This is a genomic window from Rhodoplanes sp. SY1, from assembly GCF_046000175.1.
Classification (GTDB): Bacteria; Pseudomonadota; Alphaproteobacteria; order Rhizobiales; family Xanthobacteraceae; genus Rhodoplanes.
In genome coordinates, this window is record NZ_JBEOMB010000151.1 from 1 (window position 1) to 11540 (window position 11540).

Sequence of the window (11540 nt, forward strand, 5' to 3'; positions counted from 1 at the left end):
CACCCGGTCACCCCACCGTCAATCGGCGGGCGACCGCCGTCCACGACTTCTGCCGGAGGCCCTGCCCGATAAAGCAAGACCCCGTGACCGTGCTCCCTTCGTGACGCTCACGGTGCTACAGGCCGTGGTCAGGGCGTTCACGGCCGCGCCGAGCCCGTCGACAGGGATAACTCCTTTGATCATTTGCGTCTCGGACGCAGCGATCTCTACCGTCAGGGCGGAGGCGCTCGGCCAGACCGCCTTGGCGTCGCGGGCAGCGTCGCCAGAGAGGAGAATGGCCGATCCGGGAGGCGTCACCCAGGCCTCGTATGCGTTGCTGCCGGCCGGGGTGCGGATCGTAACGGCCGGGGTGGCGCGCGGGGGCAGGGGGGGGATCACCACTGCGAGCACCTCGATGTCTCCTGAACCGCAGCGGAGCATGAGGCCGACGAGCTCCGGGTCGGAGCCCGTGAGATCGGCCGGGCGCATGATCGAGATCGCGTCCTTGCCCCCGGTCGGGTCGGGTGTCCGCACGAGCCGCCAGGCGCCGATCGCCTCGGACCGCATCGGACCGCGCGACTGACCGCCCGGCTGCGATGAAGGCCCGGATCCTCCCGCATCACCCGCGGCACTCGGCGCCGCGGATCCTCCCGGGGCCGACGCTCGACCGGGCTCCGACGGCGTCGCGGGGAAATCGGATCGCGGCAGCGAGGCGGGTTGCTGCTCGTCGTAGCATTTGAGCCGTGCCACGGGATCCGGCAGCGATCGGCAGCCGTCGCGGCCAACGGTCTGGGCAAGCGCGGGCGCCACGAACGAAGCCCAGCCGATCAGGGGCAGAACCGAGGCCAGGACGAGCGAAGTCGATGTCGCAATGAAAGCGGCCATAACGATTCGACGGGGTTCCATATTCCGCACCTGATCGCCGCTCGTTCCACTACGATGCGCTGCCGAGCGATATGCCATTGCGGGGGCGCCAGCGGAAGTTTTCCCCGGCAGGCGACACGGGTAAACGCTCGATGCGGTTTGCCATTTGGAGGTGGAAGGCCGAAGGCGCGGAGTGCACGAGAAAGAGTATCGTGCCTCTCCGGGCGAATTCGGAGCAACAATCATTCGACACGACGATCGTCATCAGCAGGAAGAACTCTTGAGCGCCTTGTGAGCAATCGCGGGGAAGCTGACGCGGGTTTTGGTGCACGCCCAGAGTGATCGTCTGGATCTCGAAGTATTAGCCCACGAGCATGATCGAGAGAAGCGCGACAGCGCCGATCCTATCGAGATGATGGCCCCGTGTGATCGGAGATTGCTCATCGTATGGGCGCCGTAATCCATACAACATAACGGCAGTGACCATTCGCAATGCATTCGTTACTTGTGTTCCGACATCAGTCGTGTGTGGCGCGAGTGCAACAGCGCGCCTCTATCTATGCCTCGGCACCTGCATGTACGGATGGTTGCTGTTGTGGCGGGTTGCGGACGGAGTTATCGAATTCATGGGGGATCAGATAACGAGTCTGTGATGTTAATGGGGCGGGGGACGATGCGGAGATCATCTCTGGTAGTGGGTGCCGGTTGCATCCTGGCCTTGATCGGTCTCGGCGGATGTGGATTCATCCCCATGTCCGGTCCGTCCAGTCTGGAGATCCGCACCGAGCACAGCCCGACGCTGCCCTATGCGGTCGTGCGGCTCGATGCCCGCGCCGTTCAGGTCCTCGAATCCTACGAGCCCAACGTGCTCGGCGGTGTGTTCACGGATCGGCGGCAGCCGACGGGAATCAAGTTCGGGATCGGCGACGTGGTCAACGTCACGATCTTCGAAGCGGCGGCCGGTGGCTTGTTCATCCCGATCGAGGCGGGTGTGCGGCCCGGCAATTTCGTCAACCTGCCGGCGCAGACTGTCGACAACGACGGCAACATCAGCGTTCCTTACGCCGGCACGATCCGCGCCGCGGGCCGGACGAATGTCCAGGTTCAGGCCGAGATCGTCGAGAAGATCAAGAACCGCGCGATCGAGCCGCAGGTCGTCGTGTCGCTCGGCGAGCAACGGACCTCGCTGGTCAGCGTCGTCGGCGATGTCCGCACGCCCACCCGGTATCCAATGCCAGCGACCGGGGCACAAGACCGCATCACGGACGCGTTGACGCGCGCCGGCGGCATCAGCGGCCAGGGTTGGGAAACCTGGGTGATGCTCGAGCGCGACGGCAAGCGCGCGACCGTGCCGTTCGCCAACCTCGTCTACATGCCGGCCAACAACATCTATGTGCAGCCCGGTGACCGGATCTACGTCTACCGCGAGCCGATGAAGTTCCTCGCGTTCGGCGCGACGGGTCAGCAGGGCGAGTTCAACTTCGACGCCTGGAAGATCAACCTCGCCCAGGCGGTCGCCAAGGCGGGAGGTCTGTTCGATCTGCAGGCCGATCCGGGCTCGATCTTCCTCTACCGTCGCGAGCCGCGCGAGGTCGCCGAGAAGCTCGGGGTCGATTGCACGAAGTTCACGGGCGGCCTGATTCCGATCGTCTTCACGGTGAGCTTCCAGGATCCGGCCGGCTACTTCCACGCCACCAAGGTCGAGATGCGGCCGTTCGATATCATCTACGTGGCGAACGCCATCCAGGTCGATACGACGAAGTTCCTCAACTTCATCGACAAGGCGGTCGGTACGGCGGACAACGGTGTGAACCTGATCAACGACATCTATATCGCCCGCTACAACAGCCGGCTTCACGGACGATAGGCTGACCCACCGCAGCCGTGCGGACCGGAGCGAGTTTCGCTCCGGTCCGGGAGTTGGTGGCATGGTCGCCCCCCGGTCGCATCCTCTCACAGACCGTATAGCGTTCTGGATCCTCGCGGTCGCGATCGCCGGGGCGCCACTCCCCTATGGGTCGCGCGATCCCGCCGTGGTCGCGTTTTGGTGCGGGCTCCTCGGGATCGGACTGGCCGTCGCGCCGCTTCGAAACTTGCGTAGTATCCATGCTTTCGTGCTCGGCGGCATCGGTGCGGTCGTCGCGGGTTACGCCATCGTTCTCCACGAACAGCTTTCGCCGACGCCTTGGATCGCCGCGTTCCATCCGGTGTGGACCGAGGCCGAAAAGCTGCTGAACCATCCGGTTCAGCCGTCGGTGTCGGTCGTCCGTAACGAGCCGTTCTTCGCACTCGGCGCCCCGCTCGCGAACATTCTGGTTCTCGTGCTCGGGCTCCTCGTCGGGACCGATCGAGCCGATGCGCGGCGACTGTTGCAGATCGCCGCCTGGGCCGGGGTCGTCTATGCGATCTACGGCCTCTATGGGCTGATCTTCGATCCCCATACCATTCTGGGGCGCGAGAAGACGGCCTATATCGGGAACCTCACCGGGACCTTCATCAACCGAAACACCGCCGCGACGTATTTCGGGTCGGTGTCGATCCTCTGGTTTCTCTTTCTTCTGGAGGAGGTCCGAAAGCGCCTTCCGACGGGGCCGATCCGCTGGGCGGAGCTGCTCCACCAGGTCACGGAGGACCGGGACGTTCAGCGCACCCTCCTGGTGCCGTTCTCGATGCTGTTCCTGTGCCTCGTCGCGACCTTCCTCACCGTGTCGCGGGCCGGATCGACGCTCACGGTTCTGCTTCTCGCCGTCACCTTCGTCATATTCTTCCGCCGCCGCCTGGAAGGGCGCAGTACCAAGGTTATCGCAGGAGCCGCGAGCGCTGCGGTGGCCCTCGTCGTGCTGCAGCTATTCGGGGGAAGCGTCGGCAGCCGGTTCGAGGTGCACGGGCTGTCGGATGCCTACCGGATCGCCACGTGGCAATCCACACTGCGGATCATCGCCGACAATCCGTGGTTCGGGACCGGGCTCGGGACCTTCGCCTGGGCCTATCCGGCCTACCGGAGCGGCGACGTCTCGATGTGGGGCGTCTGGAGCATGGCACACAGCACGCCACTCGAGCTCGCCTCGGAAGCCGGTGTTCCGCTCGCGCTGACGGTCGGGCTCGCCTGGTTCGGCGCGCTGGCGCTCCTCCTGTGGGGGGCGCTTCACCGGCGACGCGACAGGATCATCCCGCTCGCCGGCTTCGGCGTGGCCGTGCTCGCGCTTCTGCACTCCACCATCGACTTTTCCCTGCAGATTTCCGGATACGCGATCGTCGCGTTCGGGATCGTCGGGATCGGTCTCGGGCAGGCCGTGCGGGATCCGAACGGTGGCCACAGGGCTCAGGGTAAGGGCAGCGGAGCCGAAGCCGGCCGGTAGGGTTAATGCGAGATCGCGTGCGCGCGAGCGGGTTTCGGCGGGTCGTCACAGCGATCGAAGGTCACCCTGCGAGACCAACGGAACGAGGCGATAACATAATGACGCGAAGCGCTTGCCATGTCGTTGGCCCCGGTCGCGTCGGTCGGCGCGCGACCGCAGCCGCCTGTTCCGTGATGGTTTCGCCTATGCTAACGTTGCATCAAATGTCGCCCGGATCATGCGCGAGGGGCCGTACGATGAGTAATGGGTCGATTGTTCGTTGGATCGCAGCGATAATGTTCGTCGCACTGTCGACACATGCTCATGCCGCATGTTACGGTTCCGGGCGAGGGCTATCGTCCGACGCCGTCGCCAATTTTTTGGCGAATCCCGGGACCTTGCTGACGGATAATCCCGACGGCGGAGCTCGCTTGATCTCTCAGGCGCGCGATCTCGTCGCGACCGACCCGAACACCTTGTCGGCCGTGGTTGCTCTCCTCGGCAGTGCCAATCGCGACCAGCAGCGCGCCATCGGTTCGGGCCTCGGACAGGCCTACCGGATCTGCCTCACGCCCGACCAGGCCTTCGCGACCCAGATCCAGCAGGCGATCGCGGCGTCGGCGAGTGACCTCGCCAAGGATTCTTATGCGCTCGTCAATCCCGACGTTCCGATCGGGGCTGCGGGCGGTGGCGGCGGGGGAGGCGGCGGTGGTGCAGGCGGCACTGGCGGCGGTGGACCGACGACCACGACCCCGACGACAGGGGTTGGAACCGTGGGTTTCGCGCTCGGAACGACGCCGGCTGCCAACACCACGGGAAACACCCTGACCGGGGGCAGGGCAGGCGGAGCGAGCGGGTTGTCGGCGCCGAACTCTGTCGTCAGCCCCGTCCAATGACACGCTGCACCCGCGCTGTCGTCGAGCGCTCCCGACCGGGGCCGTGATAAATCGCCGTTTTGGCGCCTGACAGTCTCGGCACCTCGAATGAACATCATGCGTCCCGTTGAGGCCTATACCGAACGCGACGTCGAGCCCGTGGAGGCGTCTCCGCGCGAGCTCGCGATATCGGTTTTGAAGGGGGCGCGCCGGCAGCTCCCAGTCATCCTGACCGTGCTGGCTGTGACCGTGGTGCTCGGACTGATCTATCTGCTCACCGCCCCGGCGCGTTACACCGCGACGGCCACGATGGTGATCGACACCCGCAAGGTGCAGCTTTTCCAGCAGCAATCGGTGCTGGGTGACATCACGGTCGACGCCGGAACGGTCGAGACCCAGGTCGAGATCCTGAAATCCGAGAACATCAGCCTGTCGGTGATCAAGGACCAGCGGCTGACCGAGGACCCGGAGTTCGTGGGGGCTGGCGGCGGTCTCGTCGGAAGCGTGATCGGCGCGATCACGGGCTTGTTTCAAGGCTCAGCGGCCCCGCCCTCGGAATTCGATCTGATGCGCGCCGCGCTGGAGCGTTTCGAAAAGGAGAGGACCGTCAAGCGCGTCGGCCTCACCTATGTGATGGAGGTCAAGTTCCGCTCGCTCAGCCCGGACAAGGCCGCGACCATCGCCAATGGGATCGTCGACGCCTACATCGTCGATCAGCTGGAGGCCAAGTATCAGGCGACGCGGCGTGCCAGCGTCTGGCTGCAGGAGCGGATCCGTGAGCTGAGGACGCAAGCCTCGGCGGCCGAGAAGGCCGTCATCGACTACAAGGAGAAGAACAATATCGTCGATACGGGCGGGCGGCTGATCGGCGAGCAGCAGCTCGCCGAGGTCAACAGCCAGCTGATCATGGCGCGTGCGTCCGTGGCGGAATCGAAGGCCCGGCTCGATCGCATCAACGATATCCTGCGAGAGGAAATCCCGAACGAGTCAGTTGCCGATGCCCTGAAGAACGACACGATCATCAAGTTGCGGGGCCAGTATGTCGACCTCGCGGCGAGGGAAGCGAACTGGTCGGAGAAGTACGGCCGCAACCATCTCGCCGCCGTCAATCTGCGCAACCAGATGGAGCAGATTCGCAAAGGCATCACGTCCGAGCTTCAACGGATTCAGCAGGCCTATCAGAGCGATTACGACATCGCACGGGCCCGCGAAGAGAGCATCAAGAACAGCTTGGCGAACGTCGTCTCCGAGAACCAGCTCACCAACCAAGCCCAGATCCAGCTCCGCGAGCTCGAGAGCAATGCCCAGACCTACCGGGCCATGTACGACAACTTTCTGCAGCGTTACATGGAGTCGGTGCAGCAGCAGTCGTTTCCGATCACCGAGGCACGGTTGATCAGTCCGGCGTCGCGTCCGTTGAAGAAGAGCGATCCGAAGACGTTGCTCGTCCTTGCCGTCGCGCTGGCCGGCGGCTTGGTCCTCGGAGGCGGGGTCGCCTATCTGCGCGAGATGGGGGACAACGTCTTCCGAACGAGCAGCCAGGTCGAGCAGGTTCTGCAGGTCAACTGCCTGGCCGTCGTGCCTCTCGTCCAAGACGGCAACACCAGGAAGGCGAAGCCGACACTTCTCCCGCCGCAACTATCGCTCGGCGGCTCTGGCGCAGGCACGACAGACGATGCCGCGGTGAAGGCTGAAGCGAGGCCGAAGCTCTCCTACGTGGTCGAGCAACCCTTCTCACGCTTTGCCGAGGCGATACGGGGCGTCAAGGTTGCCGTCGACCTCCATGCGATGATCAAGACCACCAAGGTGATCGGCGTCACGTCGACCATGCCGGCCGAGGGCAAGTCCACGGTGGCGTCGAACTTTGCCCAGCTGATCGCGCATGCAGGGGCGCGAGTGCTGCTCATCGATGCGGACTTGCGGAACCCGTCGCTGTCGCGCGCCATGGCGCCGGCTGCGGAGCATGGGCTGCTCGATGCCGTCGCCGAGCGCAAGCCGCTCGCCGATCTGGTGATCACAGACCAAATTACCAAGCTGAGCTTCCTGCCGTCGGGCGTGACCGCGAAGCTTCTGCACACCAACGAGATCCTCGCTTCGCCGGCGATGCGGAAGGTGATCGACGCCGCCTGCAGCGGCTACGACTATGTGGTCGTGGATCTTCCTCCGGTCGCGCCAGTGGTCGATGTGCGGTCGACGATCGGCATCATCGATTCCTACGTCTATGTGGTGGAATGGGGGAAGACCAAGATCGACGTCGTCGAGCACCATCTGTCCGGGGCGCGAGCGATCTACGATCGGCTGCTCGGCGTGGTCCTCAACAAGGCCGATGTCTCGGCTCTCAGCCGCTACGAGTATCATCAGGGCAAGTACTATTATCAGAAGCACTATGCCCGTTACGGCTACGCCGAGCATCACGAGTAGACGGCATGGTCTCGCGATCCGACCTTTCGCGCATGTCGACGCGGATCGCCCTTACAGCGGTCGGCCTCGGCGCGATCGCGTGGGCCGGCGTCGTGCTCGCCGCGCCGACGACCCGGGGGCTCGATCGTGTCGCAGACCGGATCGTCGTCGGGGATGCATTCAAGCCGGATGACCTGCGCCGGATCGCGGTGGATCTCGAGGAGGCCAGTCGCACGCCGCAGATCCGCGCCAGCGCACTTCGCAATGCCGTGATCGTTGCCGTGCGACAGGCCGAGGAGGCCATCGCGGAAGGCCGGCGGACAGAGATCGACGAGAGGCTAGAGGCGCTCGGGCCGATGCTGGATCGCGCTCTCGTCGCGGCGCCCGGGGACGGGTTCCTGTGGCTCGTCCGGTTCTGGCACGGGAATCTGCGGAGCGGTTTCGACGCGCGGAACCTCGATCTGCTCGCAGCCTCGTACCGGGCTGCGCCGCGCGAGGGATGGATCGCGGTGCGTCGCACGTCGGTCGCCCTCGCAGCCATCTCGCGAATGGAAGAGCCCCTGCGCGGCGCCGTCGTCGACGAGTTCGTCGGGCTGGTGAACTCCCGTTTGGGTCCGATGGCGGACATCTTCGTGACCTCCGGCTGGCCGGCGCGCGACACCCTGCTTCCGGCGCTCGCTGCGGCAAGCGAGGTCAACCGGCAAAACTTCGCCCGTGCGGTCTATCAGCGCGGCTACGATATCGAGGTTCCCGGTATTGCGCGCTCCGACGCGCGCCCGTGGAGTCGCTGACCATGCGGACCATCGGTGAAACGAAAGGCGGCGGACGATTGGGGCGCCGAACCGTCGCGCCACTCGGTGCCGCGGCGTTGTTCACGCTCGGGATCGGCGTGTCGACGCTGCCGATCGGCGCATCGGCACAGTCCGCGTCGAACAGCCGCCTGACGCTGCAGTCCGGCAGCTATGCCGGCAAGGCCTTGGTCAGCAAGGACGCGTTCGGAAAGCCCTGCGCCGACGTGGAAGCGGCTTCGAAGGCACGAGTCAGCAACCCCAATGTCTTCGAGCACATAGTCAGCGTCCAAAATCGCTGCCTGAAGCCGCTGAAGCTGCGATTCTGCTATTTCGGCAGCGACCGTTGCACGGATCTCGACCTGCCCGGGCTCAAGCGCAAGGACCTGGTGCTCGGGGTGTATCCCGGTCTGAAGACCTTCCGTTACAGCTGGACCGAGATCCGATGATGGCTCGGTCGGTGAACAGCATCGTCATATTACCGGCGTCCGATATCGGTTGAGTGTGTTATTTGCGCGTGCCGGATGGCACGAGGATTGCTATTTTGTCACCGTCGTTCGGTACTGTATCATATCGGCTCCGGGTGTTTCACCCGGAGTGCGGTAGCGTAGCCGAGACGCGTCGAATGATGCCGGGCTCGCAGATCGGCAGGGCAGGGCAGGGCAGGGCAGGGCAGGGTAAGGACTCGGCCGGCCGGATTGGTGACGAGGCCGGTACCCGCACGCCACGTCCGATGAGCGGCGTTATCGAACATAGCTCAAAATCGAACTTAAATTGACCAACGTCGATAAGCTCCGAAACACGGAGCCGTAAATCCCCTTTCCATTCGATCGCTTCCGGATCCCATTTTGGGAGGTCTCCTCATGGGCACGACTGTCGTATTTGGTGGCTCGGGCTTCATCGGAACGCATCTGATCCGTCGGCTTCGGGCCGAATGCGACGACCCCGTCGTCTCGGCGGACATTCGGCCGCAACGCGAAACCTTAGCCGGCGTAGAGTATAGGATCGCCGATGTCCGCGATCTTTCGCGCTTCGATGTCGCGGGTTCGGTCGACCGAATCTACAATCTCGCGGCCGTGCACACGACGCCTGGGCACCCGAACCACGAGTACTACGAAACGAACATTCTGGGGGCGCTCGAAGTCACTCGGTTCGCAGCGACGCGGGAAGTGGGCGAGATTGTTTTCACGAGCTCGATCGCTGTCTATGGACCCGGCGAGGAAACGAAGTCGGAGGACACGCCGCCCGCCCCCGAGTCCGCCTATGGTCATTCGAAGCTCATTGCCGAGCGGGTTCACCGGCAATGGCAGGACGAGAGCCCGGGGCGGCGTCTCGTGATCGTCCGGCCGGCAGTCGTGTTCGGCGCGGGAGAGGGGGGGAACTTCACCCGTCTCGCCACCTTGCTGAAGAAAGGCGTCTTCGTCTATCCGGGTCGCAAGGACACGATCAAGGCCTGCATTCATGTCGATGATCTGATCGATGCAGTAGAGTTCGCCCGCAGCAGTCCTGAGGATTTCGTTCTATTCAACGCTGCTTATCCTCAGCGCTACACACTCGAGCAGATCGTCGACACCCTGATCGAGCGGCATTTCCCCGGCGCCTGGACCGTTATGGTTCCGCGTGCGGTCGTGTTGTGGGCGGCACGCGTGCTGAAGCCTCTCAGTGCATTGAAGATCGGCATTCATCCAGACCGTGTCATGAAGCTGGTGAGGTCGACAGACATCCAGCCCGATTGGTTGGTAGCGCACGGTCGCGATTATCCAAACGCGATCGAGCGGGCCTTCGAGCGATGGGCCGAGCAGAGCGGCGGGCGATTTGCATGACGCTCCAAGCCGAGGTCGCGGAAATACCCCCGGTTTTCGTCGCGCCTGCGCCGGAGCGGCCGCTCCGCGTCGCGCTGGTCCATTACTGGCTGGTCGGGATGCGGGGCGGCGAGCGTGTCCTGGAGGCGCTCTGCGAGTTATTTCCCGAAGCCGACATCTTCACACTCGTCGCCGATCCGGGAAACCTGTCACCGACGATCCGCTCACACAAGATCATCACGTCGTTCCTGCAGAGAATCGGCGGCCGCCGGCACTATCAGAAAATGCTTCCGCTCATGCCGTTCGCGCTGGAGGCATTCGATCTGACCGCCTACGATCTGATCATCTCGAGCGAGTCCGGGCCGGCCAAGGGCATCCTCTGTCGGCCGGACGCTGTCCACGTCTGCTACTGCCATTCTCCCATGCGTTATGTGTGGGACCTCTATCCGCAGTACTTCGCCGGTGCGGGAATGCTTGCGCGGGCTGCAATGGCGGTTACTGTGCCTTTCCTGCGGAGCTGGGACGTCTCGACGGCTGCGCGGGTTGATCATTTCATCGCCAACTCGACCTATGTCGCCAAGCGGATCGAGAAGTTCTACCGCCGCTCGGCGAAAGTCATCCATCCACCCGTCGACATGGATCGCTTCGCTATCTCCGAGCGCCCCGGCGACTACTATCTCTGCGCCGGCCAGATCACGCCCTACAAGCGCGTCGACCTCGCCGTCGATGCTTTCACGCGCCTCGGCAAGCCGCTTATCGTGATCGGTGGCGGTGTCACGCGGGAGCTGCGCGGCCGGGCCGGCCCAACGATCACGTTTCTCGGGCCGGTCGACGACGCCACGATGGCCCACCATTTCGCCCACTGCCGCGCGCTGGTGTTTCCGGGGCTCGAGGACTTCGGCATCGTTCCGGTCGAGGTGATGGCGAGCGGCCGACCTGTTATCGCCTTTGGACGCGGGGGAGCGCTTGAGACAGTGGTCAACGGAAAGACTGGTTTGCTGTTCAACGAGCAAACCGTGGAGGCCTTGATCGCGGCCGTCGAGGAGATAGAGGGAAGAATCGGTGAGTTTCGTAGCGACCGCATCCGGCGACACGCGGAGAGCTTTAGCAAAGCGCAGTATTTAGAAAGAATGAAATTATTCATACAAGATGCTACAATAAAGGTAAAGTTCGGATGAGCGGCCGACCACGTTTGCTTGATGGCACGCGTCGCCGCGCGGGTCTACATCTAGCGTGACAGGCGCTCGGGTGCGTGGGCGAGCAGATTGCGATGTTTGTGCACGGTGCAGCGCTGCACCGGCACGCCGTTCCACACGACGGCTATCGCGGCGTCGAGCCCGGCGGCGCCGTCGACGATCAGGAGCTCGGGCCGCCGTAACCCGCGGCGAATCAGATCGTCGAGCACCGCGCGCCACGCCTCAGCGCTCTCGCCGCCCATGCTCCGCGCCGCCAGCAGCACCTTTTGGCCGTCGGCTCGCACGCCCATCACGACCA

General features: G+C 64.2%; 9 protein-coding genes and 1 pseudogene. 8 read left to right on the top strand and 2 right to left on the bottom strand.

Annotated features, from left to right (window positions below; genetic code table 11):
• Positions 1–18: 18 nt before the first annotated feature.
• On the bottom strand, positions 19–864 hold the full coding sequence (locus tag ABTU92_RS26300) for a hypothetical protein (RefSeq protein WP_408094558.1): 846 nt from the start codon (positions 862–864) through the stop codon (positions 19–21).
• Positions 865–1426: 562 nt separating this feature from the next.
• Between ABTU92_RS26300 and ABTU92_RS26305 the strand changes: the two genes are divergently transcribed.
• The 8 genes from ABTU92_RS26305 (at position 1427) to ABTU92_RS26340 (ending at position 11224) form a co-directional block, all read left to right on the top strand.
• Positions 1427–2710 (top strand): polysaccharide biosynthesis/export family protein, encoded by a 1284-nt coding sequence (locus ABTU92_RS26305; RefSeq protein WP_408094559.1) that lies wholly within the window; start codon positions 1427–1429, stop codon positions 2708–2710.
• Positions 2711–2771: 61 nt separating this feature from the next.
• Positions 2772–4202, top strand: a complete 1431-nt coding sequence (locus ABTU92_RS26310; RefSeq protein ID WP_408094560.1) for an O-antigen ligase family protein — start codon at positions 2772–2774, stop codon at positions 4200–4202.
• A 275-nt stretch (positions 4203–4477) separates the two neighbouring features.
• Complete coding sequence (locus ABTU92_RS26315; RefSeq protein ID WP_408094561.1) at positions 4478–5077, top strand: hypothetical protein; 600 nt, start codon at positions 4478–4480, stop codon at positions 5075–5077.
• Between the two features lie 87 nt (positions 5078–5164).
• Positions 5165–7477, top strand: a complete 2313-nt coding sequence (locus ABTU92_RS26320) for a polysaccharide biosynthesis tyrosine autokinase (RefSeq protein ID WP_408094562.1) — start codon at positions 5165–5167, stop codon at positions 7475–7477.
• A gap of 5 nt (positions 7478–7482) precedes the next feature.
• Entirely contained in the window at positions 7483–8247 is a 765-nt protein-coding gene (locus ABTU92_RS26325) for a hypothetical protein (protein WP_408094563.1), read from the top strand.
• The gene (locus tag ABTU92_RS26330) at positions 8235–8693 is read left to right on the top strand and encodes a hypothetical protein (RefSeq protein WP_408094564.1); all 459 of its coding nucleotides are present in this window, start codon (positions 8235–8237) and stop codon (positions 8691–8693) included. The genes ABTU92_RS26325 and ABTU92_RS26330 overlap by 13 nt, the downstream gene beginning before the upstream one ends.
• 414 nt (positions 8694–9107) lie before the next feature.
• Complete coding sequence (locus ABTU92_RS26335) at positions 9108–10067, top strand: NAD-dependent epimerase/dehydratase family protein (RefSeq protein WP_408094565.1); 960 nt, start codon at positions 9108–9110, stop codon at positions 10065–10067.
• Positions 10064–11224, top strand: coding sequence for a glycosyltransferase (locus tag ABTU92_RS26340; protein WP_408094566.1), 1161 nt, complete (start codon positions 10064–10066; stop codon positions 11222–11224). Before ABTU92_RS26335 ends, ABTU92_RS26340 begins: the two co-directional genes overlap by 4 nt.
• Before the next feature lie 59 nt (positions 11225–11283).
• Here the strand turns inward: ABTU92_RS26340 and ABTU92_RS26345 are convergent.
• Positions 11284–11540: pseudogene (locus tag ABTU92_RS26345) on the bottom strand (transposase); the annotation flags it as partial.

What these genes read in the sequence shown, in the direction of transcription:
- ABTU92_RS26300 (WP_408094558.1), bottom strand. Translation starts at nt 864, where the DNA reads ATGGCCGCTTTCATTGCGACATCGACTTCGCTCGTCCTGGCCTCGGTT.
- ABTU92_RS26305 (WP_408094559.1), top strand. Translation starts at nt 1,427, where the DNA reads ATGGTTGCTGTTGTGGCGGGTTGCGGACGGAGTTATCGAATTCATGGG.
- ABTU92_RS26310 (WP_408094560.1), top strand. Translation starts at nt 2,772, where the DNA reads ATGGTCGCCCCCCGGTCGCATCCTCTCACAGACCGTATAGCGTTCTGG.
- ABTU92_RS26315 (WP_408094561.1), top strand. Translation starts at nt 4,478, where the DNA reads ATGTTCGTCGCACTGTCGACACATGCTCATGCCGCATGTTACGGTTCC.
- ABTU92_RS26320 (WP_408094562.1), top strand. Translation starts at nt 5,165, where the DNA reads ATGAACATCATGCGTCCCGTTGAGGCCTATACCGAACGCGACGTCGAG.
- ABTU92_RS26325 (WP_408094563.1), top strand. Translation starts at nt 7,483, where the DNA reads ATGGTCTCGCGATCCGACCTTTCGCGCATGTCGACGCGGATCGCCCTT.
- ABTU92_RS26335 (WP_408094565.1), top strand. Translation starts at nt 9,108, where the DNA reads ATGGGCACGACTGTCGTATTTGGTGGCTCGGGCTTCATCGGAACGCAT.
- ABTU92_RS26340 (WP_408094566.1), top strand. Translation starts at nt 10,064, where the DNA reads ATGACGCTCCAAGCCGAGGTCGCGGAAATACCCCCGGTTTTCGTCGCG.